This is a genomic window from Microbacterium sp. RG1 (assembly GCF_005347485.1).
Classification (GTDB): domain Bacteria; phylum Actinomycetota; class Actinomycetes; order Actinomycetales; family Microbacteriaceae; genus Microbacterium; species Microbacterium binotii_A.
This window is the reverse complement of sequence record NZ_CP034121.1, coordinates 1,795,157-1,813,150: the sequence shown is the minus strand read 5'-3', so window position 1 is coordinate 1,813,150 and position 17,994 is coordinate 1,795,157. Positions and strand designations below refer to the sequence as shown.

At 68.1% G+C, this 17,994-nt stretch carries 10 protein-coding genes; 6 read left to right on the top strand and 4 right to left on the bottom strand.

Annotated features, from left to right (window positions below):
• Nucleotides 1-10: 10 nt before the first annotated feature.
• The gene (locus tag EHF32_RS08715; RefSeq protein ID WP_137417810.1) at nt 11-1,501 is read left to right on the top strand and encodes a glycoside hydrolase family 5 protein; all 1,491 of its coding nucleotides are present in this window, start codon (nt 11-13) and stop codon (nt 1,499-1,501) included.
• Nucleotides 1,502-1,559: 58 nt separating this feature from the next.
• Here the strand turns inward: EHF32_RS08715 and EHF32_RS08710 are convergent, their stop codons facing one another.
• From EHF32_RS08710 to EHF32_RS08700, 3 genes are all read right to left on the bottom strand, one after another.
• A complete protein-coding gene (locus EHF32_RS08710) occupies nt 1,560-2,030 on the bottom strand; it encodes a MarR family winged helix-turn-helix transcriptional regulator (RefSeq protein WP_137417809.1) in 471 nt (156 codons plus the stop codon).
• 10 nt (nt 2,031-2,040) lie between these two features.
• Nucleotides 2,041-3,642 carry an MDR family MFS transporter gene (locus tag EHF32_RS08705; protein ID WP_238343844.1) on the bottom strand — a complete coding sequence of 534 codons (1,602 nt, stop codon included), beginning with the start codon at nt 3,640-3,642 and terminating at the stop codon, nt 2,041-2,043.
• Between the two features lie 232 nt (nt 3,643-3,874).
• A complete protein-coding gene (locus EHF32_RS08700) occupies nt 3,875-4,528 on the bottom strand; it encodes a YqaJ viral recombinase family protein (protein WP_137417807.1) in 654 nt (217 codons plus the stop codon).
• Between the two features lie 170 nt (nt 4,529-4,698).
• Between EHF32_RS08700 and EHF32_RS08695 the strand changes: the two genes are divergently transcribed.
• From EHF32_RS08695 to EHF32_RS08680, 4 genes are all read left to right on the top strand, one after another.
• Nucleotides 4,699-8,844, top strand: a complete 4,146-nt coding sequence (locus EHF32_RS08695; protein WP_137417806.1) for a 5'-nucleotidase C-terminal domain-containing protein — start codon at nt 4,699-4,701, stop codon at nt 8,842-8,844.
• 311 nt (nt 8,845-9,155) lie between these two features.
• Nucleotides 9,156-9,644 carry a 50S ribosomal protein L10 gene (gene rplJ / locus EHF32_RS08690; protein WP_137417805.1) on the top strand — a complete coding sequence of 163 codons (489 nt, stop codon included), beginning with the start codon at nt 9,156-9,158 and terminating at the stop codon, nt 9,642-9,644.
• Nucleotides 9,645-9,695: 51 nt separating this feature from the next.
• On the top strand, nt 9,696-10,079 hold the full coding sequence (gene rplL, locus EHF32_RS08685; RefSeq protein WP_137417804.1) for a 50S ribosomal protein L7/L12: 384 nt from the start codon (nt 9,696-9,698) through the stop codon (nt 10,077-10,079).
• Between the two features lie 182 nt (nt 10,080-10,261).
• On the top strand, nt 10,262-15,211 hold the full coding sequence (locus EHF32_RS08680; RefSeq protein WP_137417803.1) for an ExeM/NucH family extracellular endonuclease: 4,950 nt from the start codon (nt 10,262-10,264) through the stop codon (nt 15,209-15,211).
• 52 nt (nt 15,212-15,263) lie between these two features.
• Here the strand turns inward: EHF32_RS08680 and EHF32_RS08675 are convergent, their stop codons facing one another.
• Entirely contained in the window at nt 15,264-16,295 is a 1,032-nt protein-coding gene (locus tag EHF32_RS08675) for a LacI family DNA-binding transcriptional regulator (protein WP_137417802.1), read from the bottom strand.
• Nucleotides 16,296-16,576: 281 nt separating this feature from the next.
• Here EHF32_RS08675 and EHF32_RS08670 point away from each other — a divergent pair, with 281 nt between their 5' ends.
• The gene (locus EHF32_RS08670) at nt 16,577-17,908 is read left to right on the top strand and encodes an ABC transporter substrate-binding protein (RefSeq protein ID WP_137417801.1); all 1,332 of its coding nucleotides are present in this window, start codon (nt 16,577-16,579) and stop codon (nt 17,906-17,908) included.
• The last annotated feature ends 86 nt before the right edge of the window (nt 17,909-17,994 follow it).

The following is a 17,994-nucleotide window of genomic DNA, read 5'->3' as shown; positions in this document are numbered from 1 at the left end:
GGAACACACCATGCACCGATCCTCCTCACGCGCACGTCGGCGCTGGCCGGTGGCGGTCGCCTCCGCGCTCGCCGCCGTCGCGCTCTCCGTGCCTCTCGCGGCGCACGCCGCAGCCGGGCCGGACAGCGCAGCAGCGGGTCCTGCGGCCGCCGCTCTGCCGGCCCTGCAGGTCGACGGCAATCGCATCGTCGACGCGAACGGCCAGGACGTCGCCCTGCGCGGAGTCTCCGTGCTCGCCCCCGAGCAGAACGACCTGTGCGAGTACTGCAATGCGCGGCCCACATCCGAGCTGATCGACGTGGCCGTGGATTGGAACTCGCGGGTCATCCGCCTGCCGGTCACCGAGATCGGCGCGACGACGGATCTCGCCGCCTACGACGCCGAGTACATCGCGCCGTACGTCGCTCAGGCGGTCGAGCGCGGCGTCTACATCATCATCGATCTGCATCTCGTGCGGAACTACGGGGACGCGGCCGGCGCCGTTCCGCGCTCGACGGTCGAACGGTTCTGGGACTACATCGCGCCCGTCTACGGCTCGAACCCGAATGTCGTGTTCGAGGTGTTCAACGAGCCGATCTCACCGGCGAGCTGGAACACCTGGAAGGACTACATCCAGCCGGTCGTCGACGGGATCCGCGCTGAGGCGCCGGACACCCTCCTGCTGATGGGCTCCCCGCAGTGGAGCACGATGCTCAATGGTGCGTTGACCAATCCCATCGTCGACGACAACACGGCCTACGTGTACCACCTGTACCCGAATCAGGGGGCGCCGACGACCGCACTCCTGGACCAGAAGTTCGGTACGGCAGCCCAGACGTTGCCGGTCGTGGTCAGCGAGTTCGGCTGGAACCCGCCGGGGGAGTTCTCGGACTCGATCACCGCGGGAACGACCACGAACTGGGGCGTGCCCTTCCGGACGTACATGGATGCACGACCCTGGATCGGGTGGCAGGCGTGGATCCTCGACAACTTCTGGAAGCCGCAGATGTTCGATTACGACTGGAACATCCTCGCCGGTGAGCACCAGGGGCAGTTCGTGAAGGACTGGCTCGCGGGCGCCCCGAACACGTCGCCCTGCGCGGACCACGATGCGATCGGCGCGAGCGTCCAGGTGTCATCGCAGAACAGTGCGTCCACGCCCGGCACGAAGCTGGTCGACGGCGACTGCTCGGACGCGGGCCGCTGGCTCTCCGCCGTCGGGGATGCGACACCGACGGCAACGCTCACCTTCGCCCAGCCGCTCGATGTGGCTTCCGTGGGGGTCTACAGCGGTTACGGCACCAGCACGGGCACGGTCCTGGTGGACTTCTCGATCCAGGCTCACACTGCTGCGGGGTGGCAGACGGTCGCGACTGTCACCGGCAATACGCAAGGGGCGCGTGAGATCGCCGTCGGCGTCGCCGGCGTCGATCAGCTGAGGCTCGTCGTGACGAACCCCTCCGCGTCCACGACCGAGGCGAAGATCGCGCGCGTCCACGAGATCGCCGTGCACATCGGTTGACCCTCGAGAACGAGAGGGCCCCCGCCCCGGATGCCGGTGCGGGGGCCCTTCCTGACCGTCAGGAGACCGTGTCGGGGTTGATGCCGGCCATGAGCGCTTGGAGCAGGCGGCGCAGGTTGTCGATGTCCGAGACGTCCCAGCTCTCCAGCGCGCGTACCAGCACGCCCTCCTGCGGAGCGCGTGCGGCCACGAGCCGCTCGAGCCCGTACTCGGTGGGCGAGAGCAGGCTGGAGCGACCGTCGGCAGGGTCCGGGGAGCGCGTGATGAGACCGAGGGCCTCGAGTTCGCGCACCGTCCGGCTGAGCTGCCCCTTGTCCAGCAGGAGGTGATCAGCCAGCGTCGCCTGCGTCACGGTCTCGTGGCGCGCGATGGTCGTGAACACCTTGTACGCGCCGGGCAGGAGTCCCGGGCTGACGCGATGCGCATTCTCGCTGATGACGCGTCGGAACTGTCCGATGAGGTCGCTGAACTGGGCCTCGAGTGCACGCACGGCCTCGGTGCGCTCCTCGTCGCTCGACTTCTCGGACATCGTCATCACTCTACTTGCGCTCGTCGCCCGCATCCGGCGTGCCCGACTGCGTCGTGATGGCGCCGGTGGAGCTCAGCGTGGCCATGGCCTCGGGCACCGAGACCGTGGCGAGATCCGCCTCGGAGGCGTGCGCCCGCTCGGTCGTGGTCATCCGCGTCAACGGGGTGTTCGGGAGGAAGACGATCGCCAGCACGCTCAGGACGGCGACGGGTACCGCGATGAGGAACGCGTGCGAGATACCGTTCGCGTACACATCCTCGAAGATGACCCGGAGCGGCTCGGGCATGGCCGAGACCTGCGGCAGAGTGCCCGAGCTCAGCTGCGTGGCCCACTCCGCGCCGGCCTTGCCGAGCCCGGCCAGCGCCGTGCGGACCTCGTCCGCGCGGTCGGTGAGCAGATCCGTCACCCGGGTCGCCAGGGCGGCGCCCATCACGGACACGCCGATCGTGCCGCCGAGGCTGCGGAAGAACGTGACGCCCGAACTCGCGGCGCCGATCTCGCTCGGGTGCGACGTGTTCTGCACGACGAGCACGAGGTTCTGCATGGTCATGCCGACGCCGGCGCCCAACAGGAACATGTACACGGACACGAGGGCGAAGGGGGAGTCGTAGTGGATCGTCGAGAGCAGCGCGGAGCCCGCCGTCAGCAGCACGCCACCGGCGATGAGGTAGGGCTTCCAGTGGCCGAACCGGGTGATCAGCGCACCGACGCCCATGGATGCGACGAGCAGTCCCGCGATCATCGGGATGGTCATGACGCCGGCCTCGGTCGGCGTGGCACCGCGCGCGGACTGCATGTACTGGCTGAGGTACACGGAGGCGCCGAACATGGCGATGCCGGTGGCGATCGAGGCGATCACGGCCAGGGTGAAGGTGCGGTTGCGGAAGAGCGTCAGCGGGATGAGGGGTTCGCGCACCCGCAGTTCGACGACGATGAACAGCGCCGTCGCGAGGATCGCGCCGCCGACCATGAACAGCGTGTTCACGCTCCACCAGTCGAACGACTTGCCGGCCAGGGTGACCCAGATGAGCAGAAGGGAGACGGCGGTGGCCAGCAGGACGATGCCCGTGTAGTCGATCGACACCTTGCGCGGCGTGCGCTGGGGCAGGTGCAGGGTGCGCTGAACGATGAGCAGGGCGGCCACGGCGAAGGGAAGCGCGACGAAGAAGTTCCAGCGCCAGCCCCACGCGTCCGTGATGACGCCGCCGAGCAGCGGGCCGCCGACGGTGGCGACCGCCATCACGGCGCCGAACAGGCCCATGTAGCGCCCGCGCTCACGCGGGCTGATGATGTCCGACATGATGACCTGGCTGAGCGCGGCCAGACCGCCGGCGCCGATGCCCTGCACCGCCCGGAATGCGATCAGCATCTCAGGGCTCTGCGAGAACCCGGCGGCTGCGGTGGCGAGCACGAAGATCGCGATGGCCAGCTGGTAGAGCACCTTGCGGTTGGTGAGATCCGCGAGCTTGCCCCAGATGGGGGTGGTGATCGCGGTGGTCAGCAGGGTCGCGGTGACGACCCAAGTGAAGGAGCTCTGGTCCCCGGACAGGTCGTGGATGATCACGGGGAGTGAGGTCGAGACGACGGTCGAAGCGAGCATCGACACGAACATGCCCAGCAGCAGTCCGGACAGGGCTTCGAGGACGTGACGGCGCGAGGTCTTGCTCGACGCGTCCGTCGGTCGGGAGATGGTGGTGGTCACAGCGGCATCCTTCGGTGGGGTGCGGCGTCATCGGCGCAGTAAGTTGATGTATGTCAACGATTGAGTTGGGTCAACTATATGAGCAATCGTTGAGGCGCGTCAACTATTCCCGGCCACCAGGATGCGGGAAGCGAGCGACGGGTCAGTCGCTGAAGACGAGTGCGCGATATTCGCGACGCGGCGGGGCCTGCGGGGCCGGCGCAGGCGCGCGACCGCGCGTGGTGCGCAGGTGCAACTCGTCGATGAGGGCGGTCGCAAGGCGCACGAGCTTGCCGATCTCGACCTCGTCGCGTTCGACCCATGCGCACCGCGGCTCGTCGTCGACGGGGACGAAGCCGTCGTGCTGCTCCCAGGCGACGAGGGTGCGCTCGGCGCCGAGCACGTGCTGCTGCCACCACACCTGACGAAGGTACCCGCGCGGGATCGACCGCCACGATTTGTTGGTCGTCTTGATCTCCGCCAGCGTCACCCGGCCGTCGGCGTCGACCGCGATGCCGTCGGGGGTCGCGAGGTGCCGCTTCTCCACGACCGCGTGGAAGAGCGCGGATGAGGGCTGGATGCCGTGGGTCGCCGCGACCCAGGCGGCGATCTCGGGCTCGCGTCGCCGGCCGTGATCGGTGTAGGCGTTGCCGGAGAACCTCGAGCCGCCCAGCTTCTGGTCGGCGGCCTTCGCGATCGCCCGCTCGCTCGTGAGCGATGCCACATCCGTCGCCGTGATGCCGCGTGAGCGCGCCCGGATCCACGCCACCCGGTCGCGGGAGTCCGCGACGATGCGAGCGGCGAGTTCGGGGGTCACCTCTCGAGCGTACGCCCGGTGGCCGACGCCTTCGAGAACGACATGCGCCCCCGGCGGTGCCGGGGCGGACATTTGGAACGGCTGGGAAACCGGTAAGAAATCTCTGAACCCTAGGGTCGGGCCGTTGCACCTTCCTCGCGCTCTCGCGCCCGTGTCGACCCAGGGGGACCATGTCCGACTCCGCTCTCCGACCGCACCGCCGTGGCCGGATCCTCACCGCAGCGCTCATCGTCGGAGCCGTCGTCGCGGCCTCCGCGGTTGCGACCGTTCCCGCCGTCGGCGCTGAGCCGACGGTCGGCGCCCGCACGGCGGGTGACCCGCTCTTCCCCCACGTCGGCAACGGCGGCTACGACGTCGCCCATTACGACCTGGACCTCACGTACCGCGCGAACGACGACGTGAGCGCGGTCGCGACGATCGCCGCCACCGCTCCGGCGCCGCTGTCGGCGTTCTCGCTCGACTTCGAGGGCATGACCGTCGACAGCGTGACGGTCAACGGGGTGCCTGCGCAGTTCTCCCGTGAGCAGGATGTGGACGCCACGCTCTTCAAGCTCGACATCACCCCCGCGACGGCGGTCAGCGGACCGTTCACGGTCGCGGTGGCGTACTCGGGTGCACCTGTCAGGCACATCGACGCCGACGGTTCCTCGGAGGGCTGGGTGAAGACATCCGACGGCGTGACGGCCCTGGGTCAGCCGATCGGCGCCATGACCTGGTTCCCGCAGAACAACGCGCCCGCGGACAAAGCCACCTACGACATCAGTGTGACAGCGCCCACCACCGCAGGCGGCAACCCGCTGAGCGTCGCGAGCAACGGCGAGCTGATCGGCAAGACCGTCGACGCGCAGGCGGGGACGACCACGTGGGACTGGCAGCAGCGCAATCCCATGGCGACCGAGCTCTCCGTCCTCTCGATCGGGCGCTTCAACGTGCTGGAGAGCGATATCACCCTCGCGAGCGGCCGCACGCTGCACGAATGGAGCTTCGTCGACCCGACCATCAGTGTGAACGTGCAGAACGCGATCAACACGCGTCGCGGCGAGATCAAGCAGATCATCGACTGGCTCGAGACGAAGCTCGGCCCCTACCCGGGCAACAGTGTCGGCCTCATCGTCGACCGCGTCGGCGTCGGGTACGCCCTGGAGACCCAGGATCGGCCGTTCTTCGACGGCAGCGTCTCCGCCAACACGCTCATCCACGAGCTCGTCCACCAGTGGCTGGGCAACGAGGTCGCCCCGGCCGACTGGTCGCACATCTGGCTCAACGAGGGCGCGGCGGAGTTCTTCACCACCTACTACCGCTACGGCGTCGGCCTCAGCCAGACCACCCCGGAGAACGACTCGTTCGCCAGCTGGAGCTCCGCGTCGGCCTCCCGGTGGCTGACGCCCACCGTCGGTTTCACCGACCCGGCCGAACTGTACGACTGGCAGGTCTACAACCGCGGTAAGTACACCCTCGGCGCACTCATGACCGCCATCGGCCGCGACGCCTTCGACGCGACTTATGCCGCCTGGACGAAGGCGCACGCCGGCGGTTCCGCGGACACCGACGACTTCATCGCGCTCGCCGAGCAGGTCTCCGGCCGCGATCTGGGGGCGTTCTTCCAGGACTGGCTCTTCGACACGGACAAGCCCGCCTGGCCTGCGATGTGGACCACGGGCATCACGAGCAACATCCCCGCGGGTGAGGCCGTCCTTCCGGGCGACACGGCGACGCTGACGCTCACGGTCGAGAACACCGGACGAGTGGACCTGGCCGGTGCGACCGTCGTCGCCGACGCGACCCAGCTGCTGACCCAGGCGTCGTTCCCAGTCCTTCCGAAGAATGTCGCACGTCAGGACTCGACGCTGACATGGTCGATCCCCACGATCGCGCCCGGCGCGACCGCATCCGTCGACATCGAGGTGAAGGTGGCGGCAGACGCCCCCGGCGGTGCGATCACGATCCCGATCACGGCGCCGCAGCTCGGCTCAAGCCTGACCTCGGCGGAGGCGGTCTTCCAGATCGCCGGCCCCGTCGCGCTGAACCTGCTCAACATCAACGACTTCCACGGACGCATCGACCAGAACACGGTCAAGTTCGCCGGGACGATCGAGCAGCTGCGTGCAGAGTACGGCGAGGCCAACACCCTGTTCCTCTCCGACGGCGACAACATCGGTGCCTCCCTGTTCGCCTCGTCGTACTTCAAGGACGAGCCGACCCTCGAGGTGCTGAACGCGCTGGGACTGAAGGCGTCCGCCGTCGGCAACCATGAGTTCGACAAGGGGATCGCCGATCTCACCGGTCGTGTCGCCGACAGCGCCGACTTCACCTACCTCGGCGCGAACGTCTACGACGCGAAGACGGGGGAGGTGCTGCTCCCGGAGTACGCGACCTTCACCGTCGACGGGCTGACGGTCGCCGTCATCGGTGCCGTCACGGAGGAGACGCCGAGCCTGGTCTCGCCCGACGGCATCACGGGAGTCGCCTTCGGCGACCCTGTCGCAGCAGTCAACCGCGTGGCCGCGCAGCTGACCGACGGTGACCCGACCAACGGGGAGGCGGACGTCATCATCGCGGAGTATCACGAAGGAGCATCGGCGGGCACCCCGGACAAGTCGACCCTCGAGCAGGAGGTCGCCCACGGGGGAGCGTTCGCCTCGATCGTCGAGGACACCTCGGCGGCGGTCGACGCCATCTTCACCGGGCACACCCACAAGCTCTACGCGTGGGAGGCTCCGATTCCGGGCACGGATCGCACCCGTCCGATCGTTCAGACCGGGAACTACGGCGAGAACATCGGCCAGGTCGTGCTGCAGCTCGACCCGGTGACCGGAGCGGTGGAGTCCTACACGGTCAAGAACGCCGCGCGCACGACCGCCGCGGACGCCGACCTGGTCGCCGCCTATCCCCGCGTCGCCGAGGTGAAGAGGATCGTGGACGCCACGCTGGCGGATGCTGCTGCGGTCGGCAACCAGCCGGTGGGGTCGGTGACCGCCGACATCACGACCGCCTTCAGCGGCGGTTCCTACGTCGACGGCGTGTACCGAGGAGGAGCGCGCGACGACCGCGCCGCGCAGTCGACGCTGGGCAACCTCGTCGCGGACTCCATCCGCGACGCGCTGGCCGACCCGGCCCGCGGCGGAGCCGAGATCGGTGTGGTCAATCCGGGCGGGTTGCGAGCCGACCTGAGCTACGCGCCCGACGGCGTCATCACGTACGCCGAGGCGAACGCCGTCCTGCCCTTCGTCAACAACCTCTGGACGACGACTCTCACGGGAGCCCAGTTCACGAACGTGCTCGAGGAGCAGTGGCAGCTCGACGACAAGGGTCAAGTCCCGTCACGGCCGTACCTGCAGCTCGGGCTGTCCGAGAACGTGTTCTACACCTACGACGCCGCGGCGGCGCAGGGCTCGCACATCACGGGCGTGTGGATCGACGGACAGCCGATCGACCCGAACCGCGAGTACCGCGTGGGCTCGTTCAACTTCCTCTTGACCGGCGGTGACAACTTCCGCACGTTCAAGGAGGGGGCTCAGACGCGCGACTCGGGTCTTGTCGACCGCGACGCCTGGATCGACTACCTGGCGGCGCATCCCGCACTGACACCGGACTTCTCCTCCCGCAGTGCACAGGTGTCCGGTGTGCCGGCATCCGTCGTCGCGGGCGAGGCCGTCACCTTCCAGGTCTCGCGGTTCGACCTCACATCGCTCGGCAGCCCCGCCAACGCGGTGCTGGAGCCGTCGATCGGTCAGGCCGCCTACGCACCCGTGGCCGTCGCCGACGGCGTGGCGAACGTGTCGTTGACGACGCCGGGCGATGTCGCCGGCCCGGCGGTCATCTCCCTCACGGTGCCGGACTCGGGCACCGTCATCCGCGTGCCGATCGACGTGCGTCCGGCCGTGCCGGGAACGGATGGGGGAGCGGTCGAGACGCCCGCGCCCGAGTCGGCGCTCACGCCCGCCACGCAGAACGCGGTCCAGATCCAGGGAGGGACCACCCTCCAGCCCGGGCAGACGATCACGATCCACGTCGGTGAGGCGTACGCCGGCGACTGGGTGAGCGTCTGGCTGCGCTCCGACCCGCTGCTGCTGGGCTGGTACCGCGTGGACGAGCTCGGCAACATCACGGTGACTCTGCCCGCGGGCGTCTCCGGGGTGCATCGTCTCATCGTGCAGGATGCGCAGGGCAACGTGATCGGGTGGCAGCAGGTTCAGATCGGCGCGCTGCCCAGCACGGGCCAGGACGGCGGGTCGATCGTGGGGCTGTCGCTCGTCGCCCTGCTGCTGGTGGGGGCTGGAGTCTCGGCGCGCAGCATCCGGCGCAGGCGAGCGTGATCGAAGGTCGGCAGTGACGCGTGACCCCCGCCCGAATGATCGGGGCGGGGGTCACGCGCTCCCCGGGCGGATTTGGGGCGACGGGCAACGTGGCGTAGTCTTGTGACAAGCCAAAGACCGCTGGTCATCGCCGTGCGTGCAAACGTGTCGCGATCGAAGCTCTGCACCGCAGGGGCCCGCGCAGGTGACACTGAACTTCCTCCTTCGGGAATTGAGCTCCGTGCGCTTGCGCCGGAGCTTTTGTCATGTGCGGGTGGTCGAGGCCGACGCTCCGCCACCGCGGGGTGTCACGTTCACATCAAGGAGTGACCATGGCGCAGAAGGATGCATCGGTCGCCGAGCTCACGAAGAACTTCGAGGACTCGACCGCCGTTCTGCTGACCGAGTACCGCGGTCTGACGGTTGCCCAGCTCAAGCAGCTGCGCAACAGCATCCGTCAGGACGCGAGCTACGCCGTGGTGAAGAACACGCTGACCAAGATCGCCGCGAACAACGCGGGGATCACGGCGCTGGACGAGGACCTCAAGGGTCCCTCGGCCGTGGCGTTCGTGCACGGTGACTTCGTCGCCACCGCCAAGGCTCTGCGTGACTTCGCCAAGGCCAACCCGCTTCTCGTGATCAAGGGCGGCATCTTCGAGGGCAACGCCCTGAGTGCCGACGAGGTCAACAAGTACGCCTCCCTGGAGAGCCGTGAGGTTCTGCTGGCGAAGGCCGCGGGCATGATGAAGGCGACGATGGGCAAGGCTGCAGCCACCATCGACGCGCTTCGCGAAAAGCTGGAGACCGCCGAGGCCGCGTAAGCGTCCGGCGAGCTCTTTCCCACACACCCCCACCTATCTAGGAGATACATCATGGCGAAGCTCACCACTGAGGAGCTGCTCGAGCAGTTTGCCGGCCTGACCCTCGTCGAGCTCAGCGAGTTCGTGAAGGCGTTCGAGGAGAAGTTCGACGTCACCGCTGCCGCCCCCGTCGCCGTTGCCGGCGCTGCGGGTGCTGCTGGTGGCGCGGAAGAGGTCGAGGAGAAGGACTCCTTCGACGTCATCCTCGAGGCTGCCGGCGACAAGAAGATCCAGGTCATCAAGACGGTCCGCGAGCTCACCTCGCTGGGCCTCGGCGAGGCCAAGGCTCTCGTGGACGGCGCCCCCAAGCCCGTTCTCGAAGGCGCCAACAAGGAGACCGCCGACAAGGCGAAGGCCGCTCTCGAAGAGGCCGGCGCGACGGTCACCCTCAAGTAAGGTCCTCACCTTCTTCACGAAGGCCCCGGGTGCGGTTCGCCGCATCCGGGGCCTTCGTGCGTCCGCGCGCGTAGCACGCCCGGATGAGAGCAATCTCATCGAACCGTCATCTTCTCGTAAGCCGCGGAGGGGGTCTCTCTTCGTAGTCTCCTGGTGTCCCCCAGCAGAACCTCAGGAGATCCATGTCCCCCTCCCAGCCGAGGCGCCCCTTTGCAGCGCTCGCCTTCGGGATCGGAACCGCGGTCGTCGCGGGCATGTTCGTGCCCGCCGTCGCCGTCGCCGCCGAGCCCGCCGATGTCATCATCAACGAGGTCTACCTCAAGGGCGGAAGCGCCAACGCTCCGTTCAACAAGAAGTTCGTCGAGCTGTACAACGCCGGCGAGACCGCGCAGAGCCTGGACGGCTGGTCGCTCCAATACCGTTCCGCCGATGGAACCGGGGGCCCTTCGGTCACCGAGCCGCTGAGCGGCGTCATCGAGCCCGATGACTACTACCTGATCGCGTGGAACGGCAACGGCGCCGTGGGCGCCGCGCTCCCCGTCACCCCGGACCTGTCGTTCGACAAGGGCTTCAACGCCTCCGGCACGACGGGCACGCTCTACCTCGCGGACACCACGCAGGCGCTCACGCTTCCCACCGGATCCGTCGTCGAGCAGCAGCACGTCGTCGATCTCCTCGGTTACGGCGCATCCAAGACGTTCGAGACGAGCGTTGTCCCGGTCACCGGCGGGAACGCCGTCCCGAACTCGCTCGCGCGAACGAACTTCGTCGATACGGACGACAACGCGGCCGACTTCAGCCACCCCGCGCAGATCACGCCGCAGGCATCCGCGAAGTCAGGCACCGATCCTGATCCCGGCACCGACCCCGACCCCGACCCCGACCCCGGCACGGACCCGGATCCCGGCACCGACCCCGGTACTCCCGCGATCCGGACGATCGCCGAGATCCAGGGCACCGGCGACGCGACGCCGCTGCTGGGCCAGACGGTCACCACGCGCGGCATCGTCACCGGCGCCTACGCGGAGGGCGGCTTCAACGGGTTCACCATCCAGACTCCCGGTACAGGTGGCGCGGTGGATGCTTCTCACACCGCATCCGACGCCCTCTTCGTCTACGGAGGAACCGGGCAGGCGGGAGCGGCCCTCGCCGCGAAGGCCCCGATGGGCGCCTACGTCGAGGTGACCGGCGTGGCCGGCGAGTACTCGAGCGTCGCGGGTGACCCCCAGACACTCACCCAGCTCAACGTCTCGGCCGGCTCGGTCACCGCGATCGACGAGCAGGTCGCGGCCGTGACGCCGGTGCCCCTCGCCTGGCCGATCGCGCCGGCGGACCGTGAGAAGTTCGAGAGCATGCTCGTGGCGCCCCAGGGCCGATTCACGGTGAGCAACACGTACACGACGAACCAGTACGCCGAGATCGGGCTCGCGTCCGGCGAGAAGCCGCTCATCACGCCCACGGATGTCGCGCGTGTGGGCACCCAGGAGTACACGGACGCCGTCGCCGACAACGCCGCGCGCGGTGTCGTGCTCGACGACGGTGCGTCGATCAACTTCCTGGGTGGTTCGACCAACAAGGCGATCCCGCTGCCGTACCTGACCGACGTCGATGTCACGGTGGGTGGCGCAGTGTCGTTCACTCAGCCGGTGATCCTGGACTACCGCAACGGTGCCTGGAAGGTTCAGCCGACCACGCAGCTCAAGGCCGGCGACCCGCTGCCCGTCACCATCGGATCGGCGCGCGCCGCATCCGCACCCGACGCGGTCGGCGGCGACATCTCGATCGCCAGCTTCAACGTGCTGAACTACTTCACGACCACCGCTGCGGACGTGGGCTGCACGTCGGTCTACACCGACCGCGACGGCAACCCCATCACGGCGAACCAGTGCCCGAACAACGGCCCGCGCGGTGCGGCCACTGATGTGAGCCTGAAGCGTCAACAGGACAAGATCGTCGACGCGATCAACGCGCTCGGCACCGAGGTCGTCTCGCTCGAGGAGATCGAGAACTCGGCGGCGTTCGGCGAGAACCGCGATGCGGCCCTGTCGACTCTCGTCGACGCGCTGAACGCCGACCTCGGCAAGGACGAGTGGGCCTATGTGCCCTCGCCCACCCAGGTGCCCTCAGGTGAGGACGTCATCCGCACCGCGTTCATCTACAAGGCCGACGCAGTATCGCCGGTCGGCGACTCCGTCATCGATCTCGATGCCGCCTTCGTCAACGCGCGACGCCCGCTCGCTCAGGCGTTCGCGCCCAAGGGTGAGACGGATGCCGCCTTCCTGGCGATCGTGAACCACTTCAAGTCGAAGGGGGACAACCGCGACAACCCGGCCACGGGTGACAATGCCAACGGGCCACAGGGCGCCTACAACGGCGACCGGGTGCGCCAGGCGCAGGCGCTCGTGGACTTCGCCGACGAGCGGAAGGCTGCTGCCGGGACCGACCGCGTGTTCCTGCTCGGAGACTTCAACTCGTACACGCAGGAAGACCCCATGCAGGTCTTCTACGCGGCCGGGTACACCGACCTCGGATCGCGCACAGGCAAGCACACGTACTCCTTCGACGGTGCGAGCGGCTCGCTCGACCACGTGTTGGCCTCGCCCGCCGCGGCCAAGATGGTCACCGGCGTCGATGTGTGGAACATCAACGCGGGGGAGTCGATCGCGCTCGAGTACAGCCGGTACAACTACAACGCGACGAACTTCTACGAGGTCTCGCCCTACCGCTCCAGCGACCACGACCCGGTCGTGGTGGGCATCACGTGGAATCCGACCGTCGCACTCAACCTGCTGAACATCAACGACTTCCACGGTCGAATCGACGACAACACGGTGAAGTTCGCTGCCACCATCGAGCAGCTGCGGGCTCAAGCCGGTGAAGAGAACACCCTGTTCCTCTCGAGCGGTGACAACATCGGCGCCTCCCTGTTCGCGTCGTCGGTGGCCGATGACAAGCCGACACTGGACGTCCTGAACACGTTGGAGCTGAGCGCCTCGGCGGTCGGCAACCACGAGTTCGACAAGGGCCTCGAGGACCTCGAAGGACGTGTCAAGGATCAGGCGGCGTTCCCGTACCTCGGCGCGAACGTCTACGAGAAGGGAACCACCACGCCGGCGCTGCAGGAGTACGCGACGTTCGAGGTGCAGGGGCTGACGGTCGCCGTGATCGGCGCCGTGACGGAGGAGACTCCCACGCTCGTGTCGCCCGGCGGGGTGGCCACGGTCGACTTCGGTGATCCCGTCGAGGCCGTGAACCGAGTGGCGGCCCAGCTGACCGACGGCGACCCGTCCAACGGTGAGGCGGACGTCATCATCGCCGAGTACCACGAGGGTGCTGCGGCCGGTGTGACGGAGAAGTCGACGCTGGAGGAGGAGTTGAAGGACGGCAAGGCGTTCGCCGACATCGTCACCAACACCTCGGCCGCCGTCGACGCGATCTTCACCGGTCACACCCACAAGCTGTACGCGTGGGATGCCCCCATCCCGGGCACCGACCGCACGCGGCCCGTGGTGCAGACCGGCAACTACGGCGAGAACATCGGCCAGGTGCGTCTGACACTGGATGCGGAAACGGGCGACGTGCTCGCGCACACGCAGCGGAACGTGGCGCGCATCGCGATCGAGAACGACGGCAACACCTCCAACGACGCAGCGCAGAGCGCGGCCTTGAACGCCGAACTGGCGGCACAGTATCCGCGGGTCGCGGAGGTCAAGGAGATCGTCGACGCGGCGCTGGCCTACGCCGCCGAGAGGGGCAGCGTCCCGGTCGGAAGCGTCACGGCAGACATCACGACGGCCTTCACGGGCGGTGCGTACACGGACGGCGTCTACGCCGGCGGCACGCGTGACAACCGCGCCGCGCAGTCGACGCTCGGCAACCTCGTCGCCGACTCGCTCGTCGCGACGCTCTCCGACCCGCTTCGCGGTGGCGCAGAGATCGGCGTGGTGAATCCCGGTGGTCTTCGTGCCGAGCTGCTGCGCGGCGACGACGGGGTCATCACGTTCGCCGAGGCGAACGCGGTCCTGCCGTTCGTGAACAACCTCTGGACGACGACCCTCACGGGGGAGCAGTTCACGCAGGTGCTCGAGGAGCAGTGGCAGACGAACGCCGACGGGACGATCCCGTCGCGGCCCTACCTCGCTCTCGGTCTCTCGAAGAACGTGACCTACACCTACGACGCGGACGCGGCGCAGGGATCCCACATCACGGGCGTCTGGATCGACGGCGAGCCGATCGATCCGAAGGGTTCGTACCGGATCGGCTCGTTCAACTTCCTCCTGCAGGGCGGCGACAACTTCCGCACCTTTGCGGAGGGAACCGACACGCGCGACTCCGGTCTCATCGACCGGGATGCGTGGATCTCGTATCTCACGGCGAACAGCCCGGTCTCCCCGAGCTACGCGACGCGCAGCGCCGAGGTGACGGGGCTCCTGGCATCCGTCGCGCCCGGTGCGCAGGTCTCGTTCCAGGTGGGCGGGCTGAACCTCACCTCGCTCGGAAGCCCGGAGACGACCTCTCTGCTGGTGAGCATCGAGGGCAGCACGGCCGTCATCGATCCGGTCACCGTCACGGGAGGAACCGCGACGGTCACCTTCACGGTGCCCGCCGACGCTCCGGCGGACAGTACGATCATCCTCCAGGCGCCGCAGACGGGCACGGAACTCCGCCTCCCGCTGAAGGTGACCTCCGCCACCCCGCCGACCACGACGCCGCAGCCCGTGGACCCGAGCCAGCTCGTGCCCACGCTGCAGGACCTCATCAAGGTCGTCGCGGGCGAGCTGCGCGCCGGAGCCACGATCACGATCCACGTCGGCACGCAGTACGCGGGCGACTGGGTGACGGTCTGGCTGTACTCCACCCCGCGTCAGCTCGGTGGATGGCACCAGGTGGATGCGGCGGGCAACGTCACGGTCACCCTGCCCGCCGATCTCACGGGCGATCACCGGCTCGTGGTGCTCGACGCGAACGGTCAGGTCATCGGCTGGCAGGCGGTCTCCATCGCTCCCAGGCCGGGATCGCTGGCCGCCACCGGTGCCGAGACGCAGTGGATCGCGGGTGCACTGCTCGCCGCATCACTGCTGCTCGCGCTCGGTATCGTCGGACGCGCGGTGCCGGTGCGTCGACGCAGCTGATCGACGACGGATGACGCGAGGGCGTCGGCGCTTCGGCGCCGGCGCCCTCGCGTCATACCGTGGCGTCGGCCGTGGCCCGATCCGAGCGCAGCGGACCGGTGGAGCTGCGCACGATCAGTCGCGGCTTGAGGCGCTGGATGACGGGAGCGAGCGGCGGGTCCTGGATCTGACGCATGAGCAGTTCGACGGCCGCGGCGCCCTGTTCTCGCGGCACCTGGCGGAAGGTCGTCAGCGCGAACATCTCGGCGAACTCGTGATCGTCGATGCCGATGACGCTCAGCGCCGCCGGAACGTGCAGGCCGAGACGCCTGGCAGCGATGATGGCGCCGATGGCGACCTCGTCGCAGGCCGCGACGATCGCCGTGGGGCGCGTGCGCGCGTCGCTGAGCAGTTCGACCGCGGCGTCGTAGCCGGCGGGGAGCGTCAGCTCCGATTCCGTGTGGGTCGCCTCTTCCGCCAACCCCGCATCCGCCATGGACTGCATGTAGCCGTCGAGTCGGGACGACTCCACGTGCGGCCAGCGGGTGCGCGAGCCCGCACCGAGGAAGGCGATGCGGCGGTGTCCGAGCTCGATCAGGTGCTCCGTGGCGCGCCGGGCGGTCAGCGCATCGTCGAGGGTCACGACACTGGTGCGCTCGTGGTTGCCGACGACGCTCACGACGGGTTTGCCGAGGGCGAGCATGCTGTCCAGCTCGTTCTCCTCGGGCTCCAGCCCGACCGCGATGAGGCCGTCGAACCGCTTGCGCGTCAGGAAGCTCTCGAAGATGCGCTCGCGGGTGTCGCTGCCCGGTTTGGCGTCGTAGAGAGTGAGATCCAACCCTCGTTCGAGAAGTGAGGCCTGGATGCCCTCCAGCACCTCGGCGAAGAACCACCGGTTGACGTAGGGCATGACCACGCCGATGTTCTGGGTGCGGCCGGTCGACAGGCTCTGCGCGTTGGTCGACGGGACGTACCCCAGCATGTCGGCCGCACGAGTGACCCGGTCTCTCGTCTCCTGAGAAACGTAGCCGGAACCGCTGAGCGCGCGTGACGCCGTGGACTTGGAAACACCGGCCTGACGTGCGACGTCGGCAATTCCGCTCATGAGAGCCACCCTCTTCCTCGACGGGTGATGTGGGGACGCTCCACATGGTAGGCGATATCTCCACCGATAGGGAACCGGTTCCACATGGAATAGACAGTGCGGGAGCGCTCCCATCGCCCAGTTCGGCCCATTCGGGAGCGCTCCCATAGCAGGTTATCGAGTTGTGATCGTTCGCTGTTGTGTCGGATGCGGGATTGGATTACGGTGGCGTGGAATCGGTTCCTGAGTGAAGCCGATACGCGGGGCAAGATGCTCCTGCGTGCTCAAAGAGGAGGAATCACATGACCAGGTCACAGCGACGTCGGGTGCTTGTCCCGATGGCTCTGTTGGGAGTCGCCGGCCTTGCGCTCGCAGGCTGTGCCGAGACCAGTTCGTCCCAGGGTGGCGGCTCGGTCGAGGGCGCGACGGTCCAGATCGCCGGCGGTATCACCGGTGGAGAGGCGGATGCGCTCAACAAGTCCTTCGAGCAGTTCACCGCCGACACGGGCATCAAGGTCGTCTACACGGGTGACAAGAGCTTCGAGGGCAACATCGTGACGAAGGTGACGGGTGGCTCGGCCCCCGACATCGCGATCGTCCCGCAGCCGGGTCTGCTCAAGTCCCTCATCGAGACCGGTGAGGTGAAGGAGGGCTCCGACGCCGTCTCCAAGAACGTCGACGAGTACTGGTCCGCAGACTGGAAGAACTACGGCAGCCTCGACGGCACGTTCTACGCGGCGCCGATGCTCGGCAACGTGAAGGGCTACGTCTGGTACTCGCCCGCCAGCTTCAAGGAGTGGGGGGTCGAGGCTCCCAAGACGTGGGACGACCTGCTGACGCTCACCCAGACCATCCGCGACAAGACCGGCGCCGCCCCGTGGTGCGCGGGCTTCGCATCCGACGCCGCATCCGGCTGGCCCGGTACCGACTGGATCGAGGACCTCGTGCTGCGCCAGTCCGGTGCCGACGTGTACGACCAGTGGGTCGCGAACGAGGTCAAGTTCACCGACCCGCAGATCAAGGACGCATTCGATGCCGTCGGCAAGATCCTGCTGAACCCCGACTACGTGAACGCGGGCTACGGCGACGTCAAGAGCATCAACTCCACCGCTTTCGGTGACGTCGCGGCCGCGGTCGCCGACGGTCGTTGCGCTCTGACGCACCAGGCGTCGTTCCTTTCGGCGAACTTCCTCGAGGCCAAGACCGCCTCCGGTGCCACGCCGACCGTCGCCCCCGACGGTGACGTCTACGCGTTCCTGCTGCCCGGCATCACCGCCGACGGTGAGCAGTACGTCGAGGCCGGTGGCGAGTTCGTGACCGCGTTCAGCGACGACGAGGCCGTCCAGAAGGTCGTGGAGTACATGTCGACTCCCGAGTTCGCCGACGCCCGCGTCAAGCTCGGCGGCGTCATCTCCGCCAACAAGGGCGCCGACCCGTCGCTCGCCTCGAGCGAGTTCCTGACGGACGCCATGAAGACGCTGCAGGACCCGTCCACGGTTGTCCGCTTCGACGCCTCCGACCTGATGCCGGCCACCGTGGGTCAGGGCTCGTTCTGGAAGGGCATGGTCAACTGGATCGACGGCCGTCCGGTCGACCAGGTGCTCAGCGACATCCAGGCGGGATACGACAACTAATCCCGTCGGCTCGCTCGCGACCGCGGGGTCGTCCGGCTCTTGTGCCGGGCGGCCCCGCGGCCCCGCCCGCGGGCAGCCGCCAGGAG